The sequence below is a fragment of the Sorangium sp. So ce145 genome (genome assembly GCF_051525985.1).
In the GTDB taxonomy this organism is placed as follows: domain Bacteria; phylum Myxococcota_A; class Polyangia; order Polyangiales; family Polyangiaceae; genus Sorangium; species Sorangium cellulosum_B.
Genome location: NZ_CP150315.1, coordinates 306,947 through 330,782 on the forward strand (window position 1 = coordinate 306,947; position 23,836 = coordinate 330,782).

The window sequence follows — 23,836 nt, forward strand, 5'->3', positions numbered from 1 at the left end:
GGACCGATGATGGAGCCCCTGGAGCTGAGCCAGGTGCTGACGTTCAAGCCCACCTTGCGGGTCGAGCGCATGGATCCCGGCGTGGTCTTCCTGACCGGTGAGCGGGAGCGCTTCGTCCTCGTTCGTGTAGCCGCCGAGGAGCCGAGGATGCGAGATGGATTTCGGATCATCGATGTGGACCGTCACGTCCTCGAGCCCGTCGCCATGTGGCCGGAGTACCTGCCGGCGCGGATGCGAGAGTATGCGCCTCGGTTCGAGCCCTTCGGCCCCCCCGAGACGGTGGCCGAGCGGCTGAATCGCCTGGGCGAGCACGCGCTCTTGCCAACGCCCCAGATCCTCTGTGTGGCTGGCGAGCCCGTCATGCGTGTCCCCGAGGCGGCGTACATCGAGGTCGGGCTCATCGCCGAGGGGCGTCGCGAGCTTCTTGCCGCCGCAACGACGCCTCGGGGGCACCTCGACGAGATGGACACGACCGGCGTCGACGTCGCCGTCATGCTCCCCACGTTCGCGACCTACCTGGTCAACGACGACTCCATCGACGCGGAGCGCTCGCGCGCTTACGCCAGCGCCTACAATCGATGGCTGGGCGGTTTCTGCTCGAGCGCGCCTGCCAGGCTCCTGGGCCCTGCGCTCATCTCACGCCACGATCCGGAGGCCCTGGTGGGCGATCTCGAGCAAGCGGTCCATGGCGGCGCGCGCTCGGTGGTCCTCCGGCCCAACCCGGTACAGGGCCGCACGCTGAGCGCTCCTGCCTATGCGCGATTCTGGGCCGCGTGCGAGCACCACGCGGTCACCATCCTCCTCCACGAGGGCACACACGCGCGTCTCCCCACGGCAGGCGCTGATCGCTTCCAGACCCAGTTTGGCCGGCATGCCTGCTCTCATCCGATGGAGGCGATGATGGCGCTGCTCTCGCTGATCGAGGGCGGCGTGCTCGAGGCCCACCCGACGCTGCGGGTGGGCCTGCTCGAGGCGGGGTGCGGCTTCCTGCCTTACTGGCTCTGGCGGCTCGACCACGTCGAGTACGCGCAGATGCGCGGCGAGGTGCGTGGCCGGGTGCGCCGGCCGCCCTCCGAGTACTTCCAGCGGCAGTGCTGGATCGCGCTCGAGCCCGGCGAGGCGATGCTCGACCGGGTGGTGAAGGAGATCGGCGCGACGCGGATGGTGTTCGGGACCGATTTCCCCCATCTCGACCACGGGCCCGGGATGGTCGACGAGGTGATGGCGCTGCGGGGCGCGCTCGGGGATGAGGCGCTGCGGGCGATCCTCTGGGAGAGCCCCTGCGGCCTCATGGGGATGTAGGGGCACGGCCGCGTGCGGCTCCACTCCGCCCGGATCCTGATGGGTCCAGGGAGGCGAGGCGAGCCCCGGCCATCCGGCGGTCGCTCTCCGCGAGCGCGCCATTTGCACCTGCTCCTTTTCGGGTGAAACCAGGAACGACGATGGATCCTCTGGAATTGAGCCAGGTGCTGGCGTTCAAGCCCACCCTGCGCGTCGAGCGCATGGATGCGGGCGTGGTCTTCCTGATCGGCGAGCGCGAGCGCTTCGTCGTCTCCGGCGCCTGCGCCGCCGAGGTGGCCGCGCTCGTCGACGGCCGGCGCACGGTGGACGAGATCCTGCGCGCCGCGCGCGATCGGTTCTCCGAGCCCGAGACCCTGTATGCCCTGAGCCGGCTCGCGGCGCGCGGCTACCTGGTCCCCGCAACACCGGAGCTTCCCTCCGAGCACGCGGCGTTCTGGCGCGGGGTGGGTCTCGACGGGAAGGCGGCCGCCGAGGCCTTGAGCCGGACCCCGGTGTCGGTCCTGGCCGTTGGCGAAGCCGCTCCCGCTGCATGGATGACCGAGGCGCTCGAACAGGCAGGCGTGCGGATCGACGGCGAGGCGGCGGTGCAGGTGGTCGTGGCCGACGACTATTTGCAGCCCGAGCTGGCCTCGATCAACCGCCGTGCGCTGCGTGAAGGGACGCGCTGGTTCCTGATCAAGCCTGCCGGCGTCCAGCCGCTCATCGGGCCCGTCTTCGAGCCCGGCGCCGGCCCCTGCTGGGAATGCCTGGCGTTCCGGATGCGCCAGAACCGCCCGGTCGAGGAGCTCGTGCGCCGGCTCCGGGGGCACGAGGGCCACGTCCCTCCCCCCAGGGCGGCCACCGAGGCGAGCGTACGGACCGCTTGCGGGCTCGGCGCCTCGGGCATCGCCCGCGCGCTTGCCAGGGAGGATACCAGCTCTCCCCAGGCGCTCGGTGCCCGGGTGCTCGCCCTCGACCTGGCCACGTTCCAGATCACCGCGCACGCGGTCGTCCGGAGGCCGCAGTGCCCGGCGTGCGGCGATCCGGCGCGGATGGCGGCCGTCGGCGAGCGCCCGATCGAATTGCAGCCGGTGGAGAAGGCGCATTACGAGGACGGTGGATATCGCCGGCAGACCCCGCGGCGGACCTACGAGCGCTATCAGCACCTCGTCAGCCCGATCACCGGAGCCGTGACGTACCTCGTGCCGATGCCGGGGCGGGACACCGAGCTCCGCGCCGTGTACGCGTCCGGCTACCTGGCCTGCCCCCGGGAGGGCGTCCCGCGCACCAACGTCTTCGACAAGAGCTGCGCCGGCAAGGGGCGCAGCGCGGACCAGGCCAGGGTGAGCGCGCTCTGCGAGGCGCTCGAGCGAACCAGCGGCGTCTACCAGGGGGACGAGGCGCGCGTCCGCGGCAGCAAGGACGAGCTCGGCGCGGCGGCGCTCTCGCCCGGCGATCTGCTGAACTTCAGCGAGTCGCAGTACCGCGAGCGCGCTCACCTCAACGCGCGGGCAGCGGATCGTCGCCAGTGGATACCCGAGCCGCTCGACGCCGGCACCAGGATCGACTGGACCCCGGCCTGGTCGCTGAGCAAGCGCGAGCGGCGCTACGTCCCGCTGGCCTACTGCTACGCCGAGGCCCCGGCCGAGAGCGGCACCGCGTTCAGCGGCCCCTGCGGCAACGGCGTGGCGGCCGGCACCTGCCTCGAGGAGGCCGTGCTCCAGGCCCTGCTCGAGCTCGTGGAGCGCGATGCCGCCGCGGTGTGGTGGTACAACCGGCTCGCGCGCCCGGCCATCGCGCTCGACAGCTTCGAGGACCCGTATTTCGAAGCCCTCCGGGCGGACTATGCCCGCTTCGGCTGGGCCGTCTGGGTGCTCGATCTGACGCACGACCTCGGTATCCCCGCCTGCGTCGCGCTCGCCCACGAGGCCCGGGAGGATCGATTCACCATCGGGTTCGGCTGCCACCTCGACCCGCGCCTCGCCGTGCAGCGATCGCTCACCGAGCTGAACCAGCTCTTCGATCCCGGGGGCGCGCGCCGGGCGCCGTGGGACCTCGAGCGGCTGCCGGACCGCGCGCATCTCTTCCCCCACCCGGATCTCCCGCGGATCGCGGCAGGGACCTTGTCCCGCATCTGCGGCCCCGATCTGCGCGCGGACATCCAGGAATGCATGAGGCGCCTCGACAAGGCGGGCCTCGAGCTCATCGCCGTGGACAAGACCCGCCCCGACATCGGCTTGCCCGTGGCCCAGGTGATCGTCCCAGGGCTACGCCATTTCTGGCCCCGGTTCGGCCCGGGGAGGCTCTATCAGGTGCCCTGCGCGCTGGGTTGGCTCGCTCGCCCGCTCGCCGAGGGCGAGCTGAACCCGGTCCCTCTGTTCGTCTAGCCACGATAGCCGCCGAGGTGAGTACGACCTCGAGCGGGCCCTGAAGCGCACCATCCACTGGGCCACCTCGAGGGCTCGTGGCGCTGTCACGATTGCGCCATCGCGCCGCCGGGGAGCAGCCCTCGTCGGCAGGACGCGCGTCAGCTCGGGACGCGCGGTGTCCTGCCGCGACGCAACGTACGGCACCTGATCGAGCGCGTCGGCCTATGCCGCCCAGATCGCCCAGCGGCACACGCTTTGCAAATCGCAAATACAACACGGCGAGTGGGAGCCACATGGCAACGACGCGTGTCGTGGGTGTGGCTGCGCTGCATGGGGCGCGCCGCGCACGACGCGTGGCGCAGCTCGGCCGCCGGCCGGGTCTTCCGGACGCCGCGATAAGAAATTCAAAAGACTTTGCGTGGATGATTCCCGCACAAGGTGCCCTTCACTCGAGGGGCGACACACAAACCAGCCGCAACAAACGGCAACGAAACGAAGAGGTACATCATGCGTGAGATTACGTCCCGGGCCGCGACGTTCGGTCCCAACGTTTACCAGGTCAATTTCGGAGATCTCCTCACCATCAGCGGCTCGTACACGAATCAGCTCCCGATGGGCGCGTCCACGAACACGTATGCGTTCACGCTGACGGCGAAGAACACCACGAGCGAGTTCAACATCACCTCCGCCACCATCACCTTTGCGCCGAGCGTCGACAAGGATCTCAGCGATGCTGGGTGGGCGCTCGGCCTCTCGAGCTCGGACTACGTCCCGAGCCTGAGCTCGAACAAGCTCCCGCTCAGCGTCGTCAGCAGCCCGCTGAGCCCGGGTAACTCGACGACGCTGTACGTCGTCTATTATGGCATCATCGCCGCAGGCAAGTACACGAACAACATTCAAGGGAACTGGACGATCACGCCTTCTCTCTCGCTCACGCTCGTTCCGATCGACGGGGCCACCGCACCCAATCCGTCGGACCTCGGCGGCCAGGTCAAGTAGCTCGCCCCTGGCGCTCTCGTGCTTCAAGGGGATCCGCGCCCGGCGTCGGCGGCCCGCGAGGTTCGCCGGCCCGGGCGAGGAGCCGAGATCAGAGGCAGCGCAGGACGCTGTCGCGCACGAGCTGCCCGATCGGCTCGGGGTCCCGCCCAGCCAAGGAAGCGGCGCACGTCTGGAGGGCGACTTCCTATCCGCTGCACCACCGCGATCCGTTCGATCGAATGCTGGTGGCGCAAGCCCAGCTGGAGGACGCGACGCTCATCACTTCGGATGAACTGTTGCGTGTGTACCAGGTGCCCATCCTGTGGGCGTGCGAGTGATCGAGCAGGCATTGCGCCGCGTCCGATCGCCCTCGCACTGCCTTGGAAATAGCGAGCTAAGTGCTTGAATTCCCCTGCCTGGCGGTGCACCGCAGGCGCATCGCGTCTACTGCGGGAAGTCGCCCCGGAGCGGCAGAAAAACCGCCAAGCCGCCAAGTCCGCCAAGGGAGAGGGGGAAGGGCGCCGTCCGGGCATCCCCCCGATTCCCCGGCTTTCTTGGCGCCCTTGGCGGCTTGGCGGTTCGCTTCCCCGGCCGACTTCCCGCGGTAGAGTTAGGGCGCGCCCGCCTTGACGCCGCGTCGGTTCCTCCCGATCCTGGGCGAGAGGCCACGGTATGACCCTACAGCACGACGCGCTCCCGAGGTCCGTCGGGCGGATCCGCGCGACGCTCGATCGAGGGGGCTCGGTCTACGGCACGGGTTTCCTTGTGACGCCGACGCGCGTCCTCACATGTGCCCATTGCCTGCGAGGGCCAGCGGAGGAGAAGGCTGCGCAGGGGAGCATCTCCTTCACGCAGGCGCGAGACGCGTCGGAGGTCCCGTTCCAGGTCGTCTTCGAGCGCTTCGATCCGGACGTCGGCCTCGACATCGCGGTTCTCGAGCTTGCGCGCCAGGTCGAAGGGACGGCTTGCCTCCCGCTCTCGGGGGAGGATCTCGCCGAGCGCCCCGACTGGCGGAGCTTCGGCCACCCGCTCTCCATCGAGCGGGCGCCGCTCTGGCTGGGTGGCACGGTCGACGGGTCGATCGCCCGGCGCGCCGCGGGCACCGACGGCTGGCTGCTCTCGCTCCACGTCAACGGGGACCCTGCGCCGCTCGAGGGGTTGTCCGGCGCGCCCGTCCTCACCGAGCGAGGGGTCGTCGGCTTGGTCAGTCACCAGCTCTACAGGCGCGTCGTGCCGGACGGCGGCGGCAAGCCCTCGGTGAGCCCGGCGTTCGCGAAGGCGTTCGCGGTGCCGACCCGGCTCCTCCAGTCGATCCCCTCGTTCCTCCGCTCGATCGCGGGCTCGTCGCGCGTGTTCCTCGCCTATCGGCGCAAAGAGCCGGAGGCCACGTTCGTCGCGGAGCTCCAGCGCGCGCTCCAGGGCGCGGGGCACGAGGCATTCGTCGATCTCGACATCAAGGTCGGAGAGGACTGGGCCCAGCGCATCCAGACCACGCTGGAGCGAGCCGACGTGTTCGTCCCCGTCCTCACGCCCGAGTCGCTGGAGAGCCAGATGCTCCTGCAAGAGGTGCGCATCGCGTACGCCCGATGGCGGCAGACCGGACGACCGCTCCTGCTCCCTGTGCGTGACCCGGCGCTGGAAGCGCTGCCCTTCGAGTTCGACACCTACCTCGGGCGGCTCCAGTACGCGCCATGGCGCGGCGAGCAGGACACGCCCAGCGCTGTCCGCGCCATCATGGCGGCGATCGGCCACCAGGCCGTCGAGCCCAGCGCCCCCCAGGCACCGGCCGCGCCTCCGTCGCTCCCGAAAGCCGACTTCCAGCGCATCCGGATGAGCGCGGGGGCCCTCCCGCCTGGCGATCTCTTCTATCTGGAGCGGCCCGTGGACGCCGACGCGTACGATCGCATGGGCTCGGAGACATTCGTGCTCACGATGTTGAGCCCGTCCGGCTTCGGTAAAACGAGCCTCGCCCTGCGCCTGCGTCAGCGCTGCGAGGACGAGGGGCGCCCGGTGCTGCTGATCAATTTTCGCTCGTTCGGACGGCTGCCGAAGGACGACGGAGAGAACCGCGGGTACGTGACGTTCCTGAACGACCTCGCGCGCGTCTTCTGCAAAGGGCTGAAGCTCCCGCTCCCGACGCAGCCGCTCGAGAGCCCGATGGATTTCGAGGAGGTCCTGATGATGGCCCTCGAGGACATGCCTCGGCTGGTCCTCATCCTGGACGGGGTGGACCGCGTGATCGAGCGCCCCTACGCCGAGGAGTTCTTCTCGTCGATCCGCTCCTGGATCGACGCCGTCCACCTGAGCTGCAGCTTCGTGCTGTGCATCGCGACCGAGCCGTCCGACCTCATGACGGACATCGCGCGGTCGCCGTTCAACATCGACAAGGGGCCGATCGAGCTCGATACGTTCGCGCCCGGTGACATCGCGATCGTCGCGGAGCGGGCGGGCTTCCGATTGGGGGCGGCCCAGGTCGATCTGCTCCATCAAGCCACGGGCGGGCACCCCGCCCTCACCCGCCAGGCCCTGGCCTACGTGCTGGCCCCCGGGAAAGGCAAGCCCTCGGCGCCGCCGACGTCGGCCGAGATCCGCGACCGCGTCGCCTTTCTTCACGAGCAGTGCGGCTCCTTGACTGGCCCCTTCTCCATGAGCCTCAAGGCCCTGCTGAGTCGAATCGGGAGCATCCCGCCGCAGCTCCCGGACCAGCCGAAGCTCGTCTCCGTGATGCGCAAGATCGTCCACAACAGGACGCTCTCCCCGGCGGAAGCGAGGGCCGCCGCCGCGCTGGTGACGCTCGGGCTCGTGCGCGCCGAGGGCCGTCCAGCGCCGCGCTTCGTCGCGTTGAACCTCGCCTACGCGCAGTTCTTCGGCGCCCTCACGTGAGCCCGCCGGACGACACCCGTCAGCTGCAACCCATCAAGGTCGGGGGCACGGTCCCCGACCTCGCGATCTACATCACGCGACCCGAGGACGAGGAGGTCCATGACCTCCTCGCGGCCGGCACGTATTGCAACATCCTCACGTCGCGCCAGATGGGGAAATCGAGCCTCGTCCACCGGGTCATGCAGCGCCTCCAGGCGGCGGGCATCCGGGTTGTGTCGGTCGACCTGAGCGCGCTCGGCGGAAACCAGCTGAAGGACGGGACAGCGTGGTACCGAGCTCTGCTCCTCAAGATGGCGCTGAGCATGGGCGCGAGCCGACCCTTCAAGGCGTGGTGGTCCGAGCGGCCGGCGGAGGAGGCCATGGGCGCTCGATTCCAGGCGTTCGTCGAGGCGTTCTTCCTGGCGGATCCGACATCGATCGTCGTTGTCTTCGATGAGGTCGACGTCACGCAAGGCCTCGGTTTCACGGACGACCTCTTCCTCACCATTCGCTCCCTCCACAACGAGCGCGCCTCGCGGCCGGAGCTCGACCGGCTGACCTTCTGCCTGGTCGGGGTCCTCACCGCGGACGAGCTCATCAAGCGCTCGACCAGCACGCCGTACAACGTGGGCAGCACCATCCGCCTGACCGATTTCTCGCGCGAGCGCTGCGACCTGACGCCGCTCGATGCCTACCTCGCCGGCCACGAGCTCCCGGGCGCGGCGGTCGTCGACGAGATCCTCGCCTGGACGTCGGGACAGCCGTTCCTCACGATCGCGCTGTGCGAGAAGGCCGCGCGGGCGCGCAGCGCCGACGTCGAGGCCTTCGCGCTCGCGGAGATCAACGACCCGACCACGTTCAAGGTCCACTTCAACCGGATCGAGCAGATCGTCCGGGAGCGCATCGCAGGATCTTCGCACGCGCGCTCGCGCTACCTCACCATGCTCAAGCGCAAGAGCGTGCCCGGTGTGCCCGAGCGCGACGAGGAGGCCCTGCTCCTCGCCGGCTTGGTCCACCGGAACGCCGATGGCAGCCTCCGCCTGCGCAATCGCATCTACGGGCTGCGGTTCGACGAGCGCTGGGTCCGGGAGATCCTGCCCGCGCCGCCCGTGCCGCGGTGGGTCTGGGGCCTGCTCGCCGCGATCGTCGTCGCGGGCGCCGGGACGGGTGGGGTCCTGTGGAAGCGCAACAGGGATCGAACGGAGCAGGAGGCGAGCGAGCGCCAGGACAAGGCGCGGCGGGGCGCCGAGGAGATCCAGAAGGCCACGGACGACGACAAGGCCTCGGCGATCTGGAGCAGCCTCCAGGCCGACGGGCTCGCCGGCGACGGCTCGCCCGCGCGCGAGGCGGCGCGCGCCTACTGGGAGCGACGCGGGAGAGAGCTCGACGAGCTCGCCGAGCAGCTCGGCGCCGCGGCGTGCTCCGAGGAGGCGGGTGTTGTCCGAGCGTTCGCCGCCGCGCGTCGTGGGGAGGAGATACTTGCGCCCTCCGTGCCGGACGTCGCCGCCACGCTCTGGCTCCCGGCGCAGCTCAACGAGGGCACCGAGGAGGAGCGCTGCAAGGAGCGGCGCGCGGAGGCCTGCGATCGGCTGGAGCTCTCGGATGGCATGCTGACGGCCTCGTGCTCGGGGAAGCTCGTCGTTTTTCGCCCGGACCGCGCCCCGCTGTCCATCACCGGATCCGGAACCGGGCGTGCGCGGCTCAGGCCCGACGGGAGCTGGTCGATCGGCGCCGTGGACGACGCGCTGCTGATCAACCGAGGGGAAGGCGCGGTGGCCAACCGAGGGGAAGGCGCGGTGACCAACCGAGGGGAAGGCGAGGTGACCAACCGAGGGGAAGGCGCGGTGACGCTGCCGGTGTGCCCCGCGAAGGGAGCGCGGGACGCGCGCCGGTCGACACACGTCATCTCTTTGGAGATCAAGCCTTCCGGCGACGGCGCGATGATCGCTTACGTCTGCTCCGACGGGACCTACGGGCGGCAGTCGATCGCCCGCCTCGACGCCTGGTTCGAGGGGCTGACCAAAGGAAACAAGTCGCCTCCAGCGGAGGGAGGTTATGGCGCCCGCGCGGCGGCGTGGCTCGGCGACGAGCTGCTCATCGCCACGGCCGGCCGCGAGGGCCGCGTGAAGGTGAACGGTGGCCCGGGGCTCCGCCTCCCGTTCGTTCATGCGCTCGCGAGCTTCGCGGGGAATCCGCGCCTCGTCGCGTTCGGCACGGGGAGCTTCGTCGAACGAGAAACCGTGACCGTACCCATTCTCGGTGTGCTGGCGCGCTCGGCCGATCACCTGGCCATCCAGCAGCAGTGGCCCCTGACCCTCTGCAACGCGCCGTCGTGCTTCGTTCGGGCGGTGGCGGGCGTCGACGAGGATCATGTCGCGGGTCTGCTGGTCGACGCGGTCGGTGGCCCGAGCCCATCTCGGACCTGGCTGGTGCTCGTGCGGGAGGGCCAGCCCGACGTGACGCTCCTCGACGAGAGCCCGGTCGACGTGGCGGTGGGAGCCTGGCAGACGCAGGTCGTGGCCGCGGTCCCGCTCGTCGGGAGGATGAGGCTGCACGCGTGGGAGCGCTCGACCGATCGATCGTGGGAGGCGGCCCAGCGCCGCATCGGCCTGACGATCCGTTACGGGGAGAGCGCGCGCATCGAGCGGTTCGACGAGGTGGGGCCCCAGCGCGTCCGGCGCTTCGAGGACCTGTTTCCGGGGCCATGAGCCCTCATCGCTCCCGAGTCTCCCAGCTGACCCCGAGCCCGACGAATGGGCGCACGGCGCCGCCCTGGGTCACGCGCTCGTCGTCGCGGATGGACGTGAACTGCGGGAAGCGCGCGAGCCCGCCGCGGGCGCGGAGCTGAAGAAAGAACTCGTCGTCCGTCGTCGGAATGGAAACGTTCACGTCGAGGTGGCCGCCGGCGCTGGACGCAGAGGCCGTGTAATACCCGGTCACGAAGCCGGCGAGATCCAGGCGCACGCTCGGCGCAGCTTTGACCGAGGCCCCGAGCTCCAGGCCGGCACCCGCGAGGCCGAAGTAGCCGCGAGGCCGGCCCGACTCGCTCTGCGCCGGCAGGACGGCGATGTCGAGCGGACGCAAAGCGAACTTTATCCCGAACAATTCCGTCGGAAATACCACGCCCCCCAGCTCGGCCCACTGCACGAGCCCCGGCCGCCCCTGGACGGTCAGGGCCGTCGTTCCGCCGACGCTGAGCTCTAGCGTCGTCTCGAACTCGTAGGGATCCGCGACGCTATCGAGGTAGAGGAATGCGCTTCCCGGGCGCGAGCCCTGCCGGCGGCGCACGCACGCGAGCCACGAGAGGTCGGCGGTGCTCTGTTGGCACTGCGCGTCGAGCTTGACGAGCGCATCTGCGTCCGACGAGGGCATTGCCGCGCAAGAGGCGATGTCGCCCTTCCGGCAGCCGGCCCTGAGGAGCTCCAGGACCTTCGTGTCCGACGGGGGCACGTGGTCCTTGTGGACGCGCAGGTAGGCTTCGCTTGCACAATACCCGCCGCCGTAGCTGAGCTCGCGATCGAGGCACTTTTCCGTCATCGATTTGCGAACCGATTTGCGATTCGCGTCGCCTTCCTTTTCTCCGGAGCGTAGGTCGAGCCACACCTCCCACCGGGCCAGCTCCTCGGCGCTCTGCGTGGACTTCTCCGCCTTGCCGGCCCTCCCGTGTTGGCGCCCGACGTGCTGCTCCGGCACGCGCCGGGTAGAACCGCGGTCTGCGAAGACCCAGATGTCGTCGACATCCCTCGGCCGCACAGGCGCCTCGACGGACTTCGATCCGACGGGGGCCTCACCGCTCCACAGCACCCGCGTTTCACGATTCACCAGCTGGATGAACAGGCCATCGAGCGGGTGCTTCTTCTCCCCGTTGCGAATCGTGACTCGCGTCGCCGGTTCGAGGCAGATGAAGGCATCCGGGTCGGGGCCGCCCGGCGCCCCCACCGTCACGGTGATCTCCTTCTTTTTGAACTCGTCCGCCGACACGACAAACCTGTGATCGCCCTGCGGGAGCGGCATGGGATCAGGCGGAAAGGGGGCTCTCGACGGCTCGACCTTCGCGTCGGAAGCCTCCGGGACGATGAGGATCCACTCGGGTGGATTGGGGTAAGCGCACACCGGATCCCACCTGAGCTTGACCCGCACGAACGGGGCCAGCGTGACGGGAGGCGGTCTGGTGAGCCCCGACGGGGCGACCTTCACCGAGACGGGCATCGGCCCGAACCCCGCCGCCTTCAGGCAGAATTTCTGCGTGCCCGGCCGCAACCCGCTCTTTGGAGTCAGCGTCAAAGGCGTCCGGCCGAGGGATCGTCCCTCGGCCGACTGGCACCCTTCCAGCGCCGCCGGGATGCGGAACACCTCCGCCTCGCTCGGCGAGCTCGTGAGCTCCAGCGTCGGAGGAGGAGGCGGCGGCTTGATCGGCTCGGGGAGGCACTTCAACGTCCCGGGATCGCGGCCCCACGGGCATGGCCCTGCGGCAGCCTGACCGTAGGCCTCGCGCCCGAGAGAGGCGAAGCCCAGCACGAGCCCGACGCGTCCGAACAGGCGAACCAGGCGGCCGGCGCACGCGGTCACGACGCGAGGGTACCCGCGGTCGCCGCTCGCGGGCAAGCGGCGCGGCGCGCGGGCCTTGTCCGGGCGGGTCGAGTCGGCTCTATTGACGGTTGGAGGTATCGATGCGCGAGGTCACCGCGGTGCTGCCGGCCGAATCCGTGGCGAGCTGGGAAGAAGCGCTCCGGGCGGCGGCCCGTGGTGACGGCGAGGCGCCCGTCGGGCCGGAGCCCGAGGCGTTCTTCGACCCGTTCCGTCCCGCCGCGGCGGTGCGTTCGGATCCGGAGGACGCGATCGGGCTCGTCCGGAGGGGGGTGCGCGTCGCGCCATTCGCAGAGACGACGCCGCTCCTGCCGCTCTATGCGGCGCTCGGTCGAGAGCTCCCTCCGCCCCTCCGCGTGGCGAGCGAGGAGCAACGTTATGAGTTCCTCCTCGTGGCGCTCACGTTCAGCCTGCGCCTCGAGGACGACGAATCGCCGGATCATGCCGAGTTCGTGGTGAAGATCCGTGACGGTGTCGACGGCCCGCGCGCGTCGCGGGCCGTCGAGGTCTTCCCGCAGCGCGTGCACGCCACGTATTTCCAGGCCTCGGCCCAGCTCTCCGTCGCGCTGGAGGCGTCCATGAAGTTCTCCGTCGAGACAGAAGCCGTGCCCCGCGCGGGCGTCGACGCGGCGGCGGAGGCGAAGGTGCTGGCCGGCCCTTTCAAGATCGACATCGGTCAGACAGAGCTGGACGTGTCGGGCGAGGGTGATCGCGACATCGGGTGGGTGTATCGCGTCCGACGCGCGCTCGAGGGCAAGAACGATTTCAGGAGCTTCCTGGTGCTCAAGGTCGCGCGCGAGACGGAGAAGGTCCGGCTGCTCGCGAACATCGGGGTCCGCACCTACCGGCGCACGTGGAAGACGCTATGGTTGCGGGAGAAGCTCCCGATTCTCTATGCGAGCGCGGCGCTCGACCTCGAGCTGCCAGACCGCGATTGAACGAGGTCAGCAGCCTGCTTCAACATCAGACGAACCAGAGCACGCCTGCGAGCAGGCAAAATCGCATTTCAATTGCATGAATTGAGGCGAGTCGGTGTGGAATCCGTTGTGCGGGTCGCCTCGAGCACCCCGACATCCAGGCGAGCTGGCGGAGCGTCCTCCCCGTGCCCGATCGGACTACAGGCAGCGCAGCACGTTGTCGCGCACGAGCTGCCAGATCGGCTCGGGGATCCCGCCCAGCCAGCGCGCGTCCCGCTCGACCGGCGTCTCGGCGTCGTCGAGCGGGTCGTCGTGGCTGTAGACGAGCCGCCACAGCCGCTCGCTCACCGAGCCGTTGCGATCGATGACGAAGCGGTGGACGAGCTTCTTCGCGAGCTCCTCGCCCTCGACGTCGAGCAGCAGCACCGGCGGCGCCACCTCGATCTCGCCCGCGTCGGGCAGCGGCTTGAGCCGGACATAGGACCCCTTCACGAGATCGACCTCGTCCGGCGGCTCGAACCCCGCCGCGCGGAAGTCGCACGGCGCCTTGGTGTTGCCGATGAGGTAATACGCCCCCTGGGTCTCGGCGAGGATCGCGCCGCCCAGCCTCCCTACGCGTGCCATCTAGACCTCCTCCGCGGTGCCGCTCTCGTCCGAGAGCACGAGCGAGCGCCCCGGCGTCTGGCCGGGGAGCGCGGCTCCATCCCATGTGTACTTGTTGGTATACCCGCGCGGGGTGACCATGTACCCCTCGAACATGAAGGTGTTGGTCGACCCGACGAGCACCGTCGTCAGCATCCCGATCTCGTAGTCGAGGAAATGGTCGAGATCGGTGAGCACCGCGCTCTCCAGCTTGCGGTAGGCGCTCTTCACCAGCGCGACCGGCGTCGTGCCCGCGCGGTGCTGGCGGATGATCTCCTGCGCCCGCACGATCTGGCGCGTGCGCCGCCCGCTCGCCGGATTGTAAAGGCCGATGACGAAGTCCGCCGCGGCCGCGGCCTCGAGCCGCCGCTCGATCACGGGCCACGGGGTCAGGAGGTCGGAGAGCGAGATGGCGCAGAAGTCGTGGCCGAGCGGGGCGCCGACGAGCGACGCGCACGCGTTGAGCGCCGTCATCCCGGGCACGAGGCGGAGCTCCGGCGACTCGCCGCGCTTCCAGCCGATCTCCTCCAGCACCTGGAAGACGAGCCCGGCCATGCCGTAAACGCCCGCGTCGCCCGACGAGATGATCGCGACCCGCGCGCCGTCCCGCGCCCGCTCCACCGCGGCGCGCGCCCGGCCGATCTCCTCGGTCATGCCGGTCTTGATGACCTCCTTGCCCTCGATCAGGTGCTTCACCAGCCGGATGTACGTCGTGTACCCGACGATGAGGTCCGAGGCCGCGATCGCCTCGAGGGCGGCGCGGGACGCGTGCTCCTCGGCGCCTGGGCCGATCCCGACGATCGACAGGACTCCTTTGCCGTCACCCATGGCTCTCCTCCACGCTGCGCTTCGCGAACGGGACGCGCGCCACCGCGAGCGTCATGGACCGCCCCACGCCCTCCTCGGTGTACGCCCGCTTCGGCACGAGCAGCCTCGCGGCCCCCGCCGCCCGCAGCGCGGCCGGCTCGGCGACGCCCCGGGCGCCGACGTGCTTCTTCACCGTCTCCGACGGGTTCTCGATGCCCTCGGTCGCGTCGAGCTCCTCGGGCGTGAACGTGACGAGCGGCCACCCCCGCCGCGCCGACAGCGCGAGCAGCGCCTCCTCGTCGGCCTTCTTGTCGATCGTCGCCAGCGCCTTCACCGACTTCGCCGACAGCCCGTGCTCCTCGAGCAGCCGGTCGACGCCGCGCTCCACCATGGCGAGCGGCGCGCCGCGATCGCAGCCGACGCCGAGGACCAGGCTCTTCGGCCGGTAGACGACGGCGCGCTCGACGATCTCGGGGTGCGAGCGGGAGAGATCGCGGTCGCTCGCGACGAGCAGGATCTCCCACGCGCCGGGGTCCACGCCGTCGAGCGACGTCGCGTAACGCACGCCCGGCGGCAGCGGCGCCGCCTCGGGCCAGAACGATGGCTCGCCGGTCTCCTGGACGAACAGCACCGGCGCGGCGTTCACGACGGCGGCGCAGCCGCGCGTCACGTTGCGGTCGGGATCGTCAAGGGTCCACCCGAGGTCCCGGCCGAGGATGTCGACCGTCAGCGTCCCGAGCGCGTCGGACGCCGTGGTCACCACCGGCTGCGCGCCGAGCAGCCCGGCCACCTTCTCGGTGAACGCGTTGCCCCGCCCGACGTGCCCGGAGAGCACGCAGATCGAGAAGCGCGCCGTGTCGTCGACGCACACGACCGCAGGATCGACCTTCTTGTTCTTGAGCAGGGGCGCGATCATGCGCACGACCGCGCCGACGCTGATCACGAAGACGTGGCAGTCGTAGGCCGTGAACGCCTCGGTCAGGAGCGGCCCCATCGGCAGCGGGAGCGGCTTCGCACCCGCCGGCGCCCCGTCGAACAGCTTCTGCGACACGTAGAGATCCGCGCCCGGCAGCCCCTCGATGAGCTTGCGCGCGATGGAGATCCCGTGCCGCGTGATGGCGTAGATGGCGTAGGGCTTGCGCTCGGCGGTCATGGAGCCTCCGGTTCGGTAACAGCCTTGTCGAAGCCGCCCGGCGGCGAGGCCGGGGCCTCCCCGACGAGCAGCCCGCTCCGCTCCCCGCGCGTGACGACGACCATGGCGAAGCAGTCGCCCCGCTCGCCCTGAGCGGTGCGGAGGTCCCGGACGATCCGCTGCTCGGGCATCGTCGCCTTGGACACGAACACGGCCCGATCGAGGAGGCCAGCGCGCGTGAGCGCCTCGGTCACCTTCGGCATCTCCGAGCCGATCTTCATGAGCACCACGGTGTCGAAGCGCCGGAGGACGTCGGTCAGGTCGTCGACGCCGTACGTGGCGGGCAGGATGGCGATGCGCTCCTGCCCGTCGGCGAGCGCGAGCCCGCTCACGGCAGGGACCGCCGTGACCGAGGTGACGCCGGGGACGACCTCGACCTCGAGCCCGGGGAAGCGGCGGAGCGCCTCGCGGCGCACATAGACGAAGGTGCTGAAGAGCGACGGATCCCCCTCGGTGGCGAACGCCACGGTGAGGCCGCGCGAGAGCCGGTCGCCGATCGTCTCGACGGCCGCGTCCACGTAGGGGCGGACGCGATCCGGGTCCTTGCTCATGGGGAAGGTGAGGAGCAGCCGCTCCTTGTCCCGCTGCTTGCCGACGACGGGCTCGAGGATCCGGTAGGCCATCGAGGCGCCGAAGTCCGAGCTGCGGGGGAGCGCGAGCACGTCCGCCTCCTGCAGGACGCGCACGGCGCGCAGCGTGAGCAGATCCGGCGCGCCAGGGCCGACGCCGACGCCGTAGAGCTTGCCGAGGCCGCTCATGACGCCTCCGAGGTGGACCGCGGCGTACCGGAGGGCGCGGGCCGGGCCGGCTCCGCGCCCTCCGCCGCTTCCACGGCTTCCCGCGCCTTCGCCGGCTTCGTCGCGGCGAAGATGTGGATCGGGTTCAGCGCCTCGTAACGCACGTAGCGCGCGAGCGGGACGCCGCGCGAGACCGAGAGCAGCGTGACCTCGGGGTCGAGCCCACGCGCCCGCAGCGCGCGGTACGTCTCGGCGACGTTCTCCATCGTGATGGCGTTGACCACGAGCCGGCCGCCCGGCCGCAGCCGATCGAGCGCCACCGTGACGATCTCCTCCATGCTCCCCTTGCTCCCTCCGACGAACACAGCGTCCGGGTCCTCGAGCGCCGCGAGCGCCTCGGGCGCGCGGCCCGCGACGACGCGCACGTTGTCGACCCCGTGCGCGCAGACGTTGTCGCGGCAGATCTCCACGCCCTCCGGGTCGACCTCGATCGCGTAGACCCGCCCCAGGGGGCAGAGCATCGCCGCCTCGATCGAGACCGACCCCGAGCCGGCGCCGACGTCCCAGACGACCGCGTCGGGGCGGATCGCCATCGAGGCGATCGAGAGCATGCGCACCTCGCGCTTCGTGATCAGGCCGTTCTTCGGCATGCGCTTCGCGAACGCGTCCTCGTGCAGGTAGGGGACGGCCGGCGGCGGGCGCCACGCGAGGTCGCTCCGCAGGAGCAGGAGCACGTTCAGCGGGCCGATGTCCTCGCAGGCGGCGAGCGCGGCGAGGTCGAACGCGCGCACGCGCTCGCCGGCGCCCGCGAGGCTCTCGCAGACCCACGCCTTCCAGCCGGCGTCGCCGTGCTCGAGGAGCCGCGCCGCGAGGCGGGCCGGGCTGTTCTCCCCGTCGGTCAGCACCGCGACCTTCGAGAGCCGGCGGAGGCGCGTCGCGAACCCCTCGGGGGAGCGCCCGTGGACCGAGACGAACGCGGCGTCGTCCCAGGCGATCCCGGTGCGCGCGAACGCCCACTGGACCGAGCTCAGGCTCGGGATGATCTCGACGTGCTCGCCGCCGAGCTTCCGGACGACGAGCGCGCCGACGCCGAAGAACAGCGGGTCGCCCGAGGCGAGGATGCACACGTTCTGCTCGGCGGACAGGGCGTCCACGCGGTCGAGCGCCGCGGACAGGCCGCCCTTGAGGGCGATCTTCTCGCCGCGGAACTGCGGGAAGAACTCGAGGTGCCGCTCGCCCCCGACGAGCACCTCGGCGCGGGCGACCGCGGACGCGGCGCGGCTCGACAGGCTGGCGCACCCGTCGTCGCCGATGCCGACGACGGTGACGGCGCGGCGCGCGCTCATCGCGCCACCTTGGCCGGCTCGGCCGAGCCCGCCGGTCCCGCCGAGTCCGCCGACAGGAGCAGCAGCGCGTGGACGATCGCGACGGCGATAGGGCTGCCGCCCTTGCGGCCGCGCGCCACGATCGAGGGGAGCCCGGACTCGAGGAGGGCCTCCTTGGACTCCGCCGCCGACACGAAGCCGACCGGCACGCCGATCACGAGCGCCGGCCGCGCCCCCTCCTCCCGGGCGAGGCGCACGACCTCGAGCAGGGCCGTCGGCGCGTTGCCGATGGCGACGATCGCGCCGTCGAGGAGCCCGAGCCGGTGCGCCTTGCGCATCGACTCGATCGCGCGGGTCGAGCCGGCCGCGGAGGCGGCCTGGATGACGTCGTCGTCCGAGATGAAGCAGTGGATCGCGCAGCCGTAGGACGCGAGCCGCTGCTCGTTCAGGCCGACGCCGATCATCTTCACGTCGACGAGGACCGGCGCGCCGCCCCGGAGCGCCGCGATGCCCCGCGCGATCGCCTCGGGGTGGAGCCGCATGAGCGACGAGAACTCGAAGTCCGCCGTCGCGTGGATCACGCGGCGGACGACCTGCCACTCGGCCTCCGGGAAGCCGTGCGCGCCGGCCTCCTCGTCGATGATCGCGAAGCTCTTGTCCTCGATGCGCCGCCCGAGCGCGGTCATCTGCCGCATGTCGTTCACCGCGCGCGCTCCGTCATCGATCATGGCACCGCTCATGGCTCCTCCGCCTTCTCCGCCCTGTCCGCACCGATGGCACCGGCGTCGCCGGCCGGATATCGGCCGAGCAGCGCCCCGTTGAAATCGACGAGGCAGGCGTGCACCTCGAGGGCGCCGCCCGCGTGACGCGAGGTGTGCTCGACGACGCGCCGGCAGATCCCCCCGGGCACGCCGGTGAGCCCCTCGCGCTGGCACAGCTCGAGCACGTGCCGCGCGGTGTTCGCCTGCCGGATCTCGGCGGCGATCTCCGGCCGCGCGCCGAGCTCCTCGGCGATCTGTGCGAGCAGCTCCATGCTCACCTCCGACCCGGCGGCGTGCGTCATCATCTTGCCGTCGGCCATCTTCGAGAGCTTGCCGATCATGCCGACGATGATCGCCCGGGCGATCCGCCGCCGCGCGGCGTGGCGGACCCCGGTGCCGATGAAGTCGCCCACCTGGATGAACGCCTCCTCCGGGAGCTCCGGGTAGAGCTTCATCGCGTACGCCTCGGATTTGCCGCCGGTCGTCAGCGCGAGCGCCGCGATGCCGCGCTCCGCGGCGACGTCGATCGCCTGGACGACGCTCGCGCGGAAGGCGGCGGTCGAGTACGGCTTCACGATCCCGCTCGTCCCGAGGATGGAGATGCCGCCGATGAGCCCGAGCCGCGCGTTGATGGTCTGCTTCGCCATCTCCTCGCCCTGGGGGACGCTGAGGGTCACCGTGGCCCCGGCGAAGCCCGAGCCCTCGAGCTCCTCGAGGACCATCTCGGTGATGTTCCGGCGCGGCACGGGGGTCACGGCCGGCGCGCCGACGGGCAGCCCGAGCCCCGGCTTGGTCACCACGGCGATCCCCGCGCCGCCGCGGATCTCGACGCCCGGCTCGCGGCGGAGCTCGACCTCGGCGACGAGCTCGGCGCCGTGCGTGCAGTCGGGATCGTCGCCGGCGTCCTTGATGACGCTGCACGTGGCGCGCGGCCCGTCGCGATCGCAGCGCCTCAGCGGGAAGGTGACCTTCTGCCCGTTCGGCAGGGTGGTCTCGATGGCGTCGACCGCCGCGCCGCGCGCGAGCACGCGCGCCGCCGCCTTGGCCGCGGCGGCCGCGCACGCGCCCGTCGTGAACCCCTCGCGCTGCCCCTTCGGGTCTCTCGGCCGGAGCTCTGCCATCGCAGGTGCCGGAACGACTACAACGATTTTCGCGCGGCGTTGTGGGAGAAGCTTTCGAGGCGCGCGCCGCCCTCGGGCGGCGTGACGATTTCCCGCCCTCCTGGTCGGTCGGGGCGAAACTCCAGGAGAGACCCTCAGCCCACGAACGCCCGCGCGCTCTCGAAGAGGCGCAGCCAGGGGCCGCGTTCCGACCACTCGGGGGGAGCCCAGCTGTGCTGCACGGCGCGGAAGACGCGCTCGGGGTGCGGCATGAGGATCGTCACACGGCCGTCGTCGGTGGTGAGGCCGGTGATGCCGTCGGGCGAGCCGTTGGGGTTGGCGGGGTAGCGCGTGGCGACCTCACCGCGGCCGTCCACCCAGCGGGCCGCCACACGCGCCGCGCGGCGATCGGCGTCGCTGGCGAAGTGGGCATAGCCCTCGCCGTGGGCCACGGCCACGGGCAGGCGCGCGCCCACCAAGCCGCGCAGCAGCACCGAGGGGCTCTCCAGGATTTCGACCTGGGCGAGACGGGCCTCGAACTGTTCGGAACGGTTCTTGACGAAGCGCGGCCAGCGCTGGGCACCGGGGATGATGTCCTTGAGGCCGGCCATCATCTGGCAGCCGTTGCAGATGCCGAGGGCGAAGGTGTTCGGTCGCGTGAAGAAGGCCGACAGCGCCTCGCGCGTCTCGCTGTGAAAGAGCGCCGAGCGGGCCCAACCCATGCCGGCGCCGAGCACGTCGCCGTAGGAAAAACCGCCGCAGGCGGCCAGGCCGCGGAAGCTCTCGAGCGACACGGCGCCGCTCATCAGATCGCTCATGTGCACGTCGTGGGCGGCGAAGCCGGCGCGGTGGAAGGCGGCGGCCATCTCGATCTGACCGTTGACGCCCTGCTCGCGCAAAATGGCCACCTTGGGCCGTTCGCTGGCGGCTTCGATCAGCGGGCGAGCCAGCGAGCGTTCGACGTCGAAGGGCAGATGCGGCGAGATGCCCGGATCCCCGGCGTCGAGCAGCGCGTCGAACTCCTCGCGGGCCTTCTCGGGATTGTCGCGCAGCGCTCGCATGCGGTAGCTGGTCTCGGACCAGGCGCGGCGCAAGTCCACGCGCGGCTCGTCGAGCACGGCCTGGCCGCCCGCGGTCACCACCAGTCGATCGTCGCTGCGGAGCTTGCCGACGACGTGCGCCGCTCCCTCGAGACCGGCGCGGGCGAAGGCCGAGATGACCTCGGGCGCGTCCTGGGCACGCACCTGCAGGAGCGCGCCCAGCTCTTCCGAGAACAAGGCTGCAGCCTGAGCGGCCGGAAGCGAGATGTTCGCCGCCAGCGCATCGAGCGACAGCTCCGCGCCGACGCGGCCGGCGAAGCTCATCTCGGCCCAGGTGACGAACAGGCCGCCGTCCGAGCGATCGTGGTAGGCGAGCACCAGCCCCCGCTGCCGCAGGCTCTGCACGGTCTCGAAGAAGGCGCGCAGATCGGCCGGCGAGTCGACGTCCGGCACGCTGTCGCCCACTTGCTCGCTGACGGTGGCGAACGCCGAGAGGCCCAGGCGATTCTTGCCGCGTCCCAGGTCGACGGCCACGAGCACGGTGTCCCCGACGTCGGTGCGGAGCTGGGGCGTGAGCGCGCCGCGCACGTCCGGCACACGGGCGAAGGCCGAGACGATGAGCGAGATGGGAGAGACGACGCTCTTCTGGCCGCCGTCCCAGACCGTGCGCATCGACATGCTGTCCTTGCCGACGGGGATGGCGAGACCGAGCGCCGGGCACAGCTCGAGGCCCACCGCCTTCACGGCTTCGTAGAGCCTGGCGTCCTCACCGGGGGCGCCGGCCGCCGCCATCCAGTTCGCCGACAATTTCACGCGCTCGAGGCTCTCGATCGGAGCCGATGCCAGGTTGGTCAGCGCCTCGCCCACGGCCATGCGCGCCGAGGCCGCAGCGTCGAGCACGGCGAGCGGGGCGCGCTCGCCCATGGCCATGGCCTCGCCGCCGTAACCCGTGTAGTCGGCCAGCGTCACCGCTGCATCGGCCACGGCCACCTGCCAGGGCCCGACCATCTGATCGCGGTGCACGAGGCCGGTGATGGTGCGGTCGCCGATGGTGATGAGGAAGGACTTGTCGGCTACCGTGGGCAGCCGCAGCAGGCGATAGACCGCCTCGCGCAGCGGCAGCTTGGCGGCGTCGAGCGCCTGTCTGGGCGAGGGCAGGCGGCGGACGTCGCGCGTCATCTTGGGCGGCTTGCCGAGCAAGACCGACAGCGGCATGTCGATCGGCCGGTCGTCGAGCTCGGCGTCGTCGAGCACCAGATCGTTCTGCGCCGTCGAGTGACCGACCACGGCGTAGGGGCAGCGCTCGCGCCGGCAGATCTCCTCGAAGATCGTAAGGCGCGAGCCGTCCAGAGCCAGCACGTAGCGCTCCTGCGCCTCGTTGCACCAGATCTCGAGCGGCGACATGCCGGGCTCGACCGAGGGCACTCGGCGCAGGTCGAAGCGCCCTCCCACGCCCGCGTCGTGCACCAGCTCGGGCAAGGCGTTCGACAAGCCGCCCGCGCCCACGTCGTGGATGCTGAGGATGGGCGAACCGGCGCCCAGGGCGTTGCAGCGATCGATGACCTCCTGGCAGCGCCGCTGCATCTCCGGGTTGTCCCGCTGCACCGAGGCGAAATCCAGATCGGCGGACGACGAGCCCGAGGCCATCGACGACGCCGCGCCGCCGCCCAGGCCGATCAACATGGCCGGCCCGCCGAGCACGACGATGGGCGCCCCGGCCGGGAAGGTCTTCTTCAGCGCCAGCTCGGGCCGTACATTGCCGAGCCCGCCCGCCAGCATGATGGGCTTGTGATAGCCGCGCACGCTGGAGGCCGAGCTGCCGTCGCCCGGCACCTTCTGCTCGAAGGTTCGGAAGTAGCCGGCCAGGGCAGGACGCCCGAACTCGTTGTTGAAGGCGGCGCCGCCGAGCGGCCCGTCGATCATGATGTCGAGCGCCGAGACGATGCGATCGGGCTTGCCGATCGACTCGGCTTCCCACGGCTGCTCGAAGCCGGGAATGCGCAGGTTCGACACCGAAAAGCCGGTGAGCCCGGCCTTGGGCTTCGCGCCTCGCCCCGTGGCGCCCTCGTCACGGATCTCGCCGCCGCTGCCCGTCGAAGCGCCGGGATGCGGCGAAATCGCCGTGGGATGGTTGTGGGTCTCCACCTTCATCAGCACGTGCGCCGGCTCACGCCGCGTCTCGTACAGCGCACCGGCCCCCGGCTGTGGAAAGAAGCGCTCGGCGTCGAGCCCCTCCATGACCGCCGCGTTGTCGCTGTACGCCGACAGGACATGGTGCGGCGTCACCGCGAAGGTATTCTGGATCATCTTGAACAGCGAGAGCCCCTGCGCCTCGCCGTCGATCACCCAGTCGGCCTTGAAGATCTTGTGCCGGCAGTGCTCGCTGTTGGCCTGCGCGAACATCATCAGCTCGACGTCGCTCGGATCCCGCCTCAGCTCCGTGAACGCGGCCAGCAGGTAGTCGATCTCGTCCTCGGCCAGGGCCAAGCCGAGCTCCTTGTTGGCGCGCGTCAGCGAAAGCCGCCCCTCGCGCGACAGCGGCACGCGAGCGAGGGGCCGCGGCTTTTCCTCGCGAAAGAGCGCCTGCCCGGCCGCCAGATCGAAGGCCACCGATTCGGTCATCCGATCGTGCAGCGCCCCCGCCGCGCGCGTCAGCTCGTCGCCGGTCAGCGGCCGCGACGCCCGCACGTAGTAGGCGATGCCCCGCTCGATCCGCTGCACCGCCGCGAGCCCCGCCACCCAGGCGATGTCGGTCGCCTTCGAGCTCCAGGGCGAGAGGGTGCCGAAGCGCGGCACCACCAGCACGAGCTGACCTTCGTCCTCGCCCGTCCCGCCCCCGCCGTGCGCCAGCGCGTCGTCGTCCAAGAGACGCGACAGCACGTGCTCGCCGCGTTCGTCGAGCGAGGCCCGCGAGTGCACGAAGTAGATCCAGCGGCTCCCCAGCCCGACCACCTCGGGCACCCGCTGCTTCAGCTCGGTCAGGCGCTTGTCGGTACGAAACGGAGAGAGAGCGCGCGCGCCGCGGACGTGTCGGAAGGCAGCCATGGCGGGCATTTGGCCCATGGGGGCAGCCGATTCAACCGAAACGGGCAGCCACGGGGTTGGGGCCCGGTGTCCCCGCCACCCGCGCCGGTGCGGGTGGTCTTCCCCGGGCTCGCACCGTCGACAGCGCCCGAGGCCGCACGGAGGGCCACAGGGCCACGCCCCTTCCGGGGTCCGGGCGGGCGCGGGGGGGTAC

General features: G+C 70.9%; 15 protein-coding genes and 1 pseudogene. 7 read left to right on the plus strand and 9 right to left on the minus strand.

The genetic code is table 11. From position 1 onward, the window contains the following. Positions 1-6 precede the first annotated feature (6 nt). The 6 genes from WMF34_RS01180 to WMF34_RS01205 all read left to right on the plus strand — a co-directional run bounded on the left by WMF34_RS01180 (position 7) and on the right by WMF34_RS01205 (position 10,198). Positions 7-1,302, plus strand: coding sequence for an amidohydrolase family protein (locus tag WMF34_RS01180; protein WP_437992143.1), 1,296 nt, complete (start codon positions 7-9; stop codon positions 1,300-1,302). 140 nt (positions 1,303-1,442) lie between these two features. Then, the gene (locus WMF34_RS01185; protein WP_437992144.1) at positions 1,443-3,668 is read left to right on the plus strand and encodes a TOMM precursor leader peptide-binding protein; all 2,226 of its coding nucleotides are present in this window, start codon (positions 1,443-1,445) and stop codon (positions 3,666-3,668) included. Positions 3,669-4,157: 489 nt separating this feature from the next. Next, complete coding sequence (locus WMF34_RS01190; protein ID WP_012232863.1) at positions 4,158-4,649, plus strand: hypothetical protein; 492 nt, start codon at positions 4,158-4,160, stop codon at positions 4,647-4,649. A 128-nt stretch (positions 4,650-4,777) separates the two neighbouring features. After that, positions 4,778-4,966 carry a type II toxin-antitoxin system VapC family toxin gene (locus WMF34_RS01195; protein ID WP_420877289.1) on the plus strand — a complete coding sequence of 63 codons (189 nt, stop codon included), beginning with the start codon at positions 4,778-4,780 and terminating at the stop codon, positions 4,964-4,966. Between the two features lie 334 nt (positions 4,967-5,300). Then, positions 5,301-7,511: an AAA-like domain-containing protein gene (locus tag WMF34_RS01200; protein WP_012232864.1), complete on the plus strand. Its 2,211-nt coding sequence runs from the start codon at positions 5,301-5,303 to the stop codon at positions 7,509-7,511. Beyond that, a complete protein-coding gene (locus WMF34_RS01205) occupies positions 7,508-10,198 on the plus strand; it encodes an AAA-like domain-containing protein (RefSeq protein ID WP_437992145.1) in 2,691 nt (896 codons plus the stop codon). Before WMF34_RS01200 ends, WMF34_RS01205 begins: the two co-directional genes overlap by 4 nt. Positions 10,199-10,202: 4 nt before the next feature. Here the strand turns inward: WMF34_RS01205 and WMF34_RS01210 are convergent, their stop codons facing one another. Continuing rightward, positions 10,203-12,059 (minus strand): hypothetical protein, encoded by a 1,857-nt coding sequence (locus tag WMF34_RS01210; RefSeq protein ID WP_437992146.1) that lies wholly within the window; start codon positions 12,057-12,059, stop codon positions 10,203-10,205. 101 nt (positions 12,060-12,160) lie between these two features. On the opposite strand from WMF34_RS01210, the gene WMF34_RS01215 reads away from it, so the two are divergent. Further along, complete coding sequence (locus tag WMF34_RS01215) at positions 12,161-13,015, plus strand: hypothetical protein (protein WP_437992147.1); 855 nt, start codon at positions 12,161-12,163, stop codon at positions 13,013-13,015. A 177-nt stretch (positions 13,016-13,192) separates the two neighbouring features. On the opposite strand, the gene WMF34_RS01220 is transcribed toward WMF34_RS01215, so the two are convergent. The 8 genes and pseudogenes from WMF34_RS01220 to purL all read right to left on the minus strand — a co-directional run bounded on the left by WMF34_RS01220 (position 13,193) and on the right by purL (position 23,643). Then, positions 13,193-13,618 carry a precorrin-3B C(17)-methyltransferase gene (locus WMF34_RS01220; protein ID WP_437992148.1) on the minus strand — a complete coding sequence of 142 codons (426 nt, stop codon included), beginning with the start codon at positions 13,616-13,618 and terminating at the stop codon, positions 13,193-13,195. A gap of 39 nt (positions 13,619-13,657) precedes the next feature. Continuing rightward, a pseudogene (cobJ, locus tag WMF34_RS01225) lies at positions 13,658-14,464 on the minus strand (precorrin-3B C(17)-methyltransferase); the annotation flags it as partial. Then, positions 14,457-15,596 (minus strand): cobalt-precorrin 5A hydrolase, encoded by a 1,140-nt coding sequence (locus WMF34_RS01230; RefSeq protein ID WP_012232870.1) that lies wholly within the window; start codon positions 15,594-15,596, stop codon positions 14,457-14,459. The pseudogene cobJ and the gene WMF34_RS01230, both read right to left, overlap by 8 nt. Continuing rightward, positions 15,593-16,393: a precorrin-2 C(20)-methyltransferase gene (gene cobI, locus WMF34_RS01235; protein ID WP_437992149.1), complete on the minus strand. Its 801-nt coding sequence runs from the start codon at positions 16,391-16,393 to the stop codon at positions 15,593-15,595. The genes WMF34_RS01230 and cobI overlap by 4 nt, the downstream gene beginning before the upstream one ends. Next, the gene (cbiE, locus tag WMF34_RS01240) at positions 16,390-17,718 is read right to left on the minus strand and encodes a precorrin-6y C5,15-methyltransferase (decarboxylating) subunit CbiE (protein WP_437992150.1); all 1,329 of its coding nucleotides are present in this window, start codon (positions 17,716-17,718) and stop codon (positions 16,390-16,392) included. The genes cobI and cbiE overlap by 4 nt, the downstream gene beginning before the upstream one ends. Further along, positions 17,715-18,425, minus strand: coding sequence for a precorrin-8X methylmutase (locus WMF34_RS01245; protein ID WP_437992151.1), 711 nt, complete (start codon positions 18,423-18,425; stop codon positions 17,715-17,717). The genes cbiE and WMF34_RS01245 overlap by 4 nt, the downstream gene beginning before the upstream one ends. Positions 18,426-18,433: 8 nt before the next feature. Then, positions 18,434-19,579, minus strand: coding sequence for a cobalt-precorrin-5B (C(1))-methyltransferase (locus tag WMF34_RS01250; protein ID WP_437992152.1), 1,146 nt, complete (start codon positions 19,577-19,579; stop codon positions 18,434-18,436). A 134-nt stretch (positions 19,580-19,713) separates the two neighbouring features. Continuing rightward, positions 19,714-23,643, minus strand: coding sequence for a phosphoribosylformylglycinamidine synthase (purL, locus tag WMF34_RS01255; RefSeq protein WP_437992153.1), 3,930 nt, complete (start codon positions 23,641-23,643; stop codon positions 19,714-19,716). Positions 23,644-23,836 lie beyond the last annotated feature (193 nt).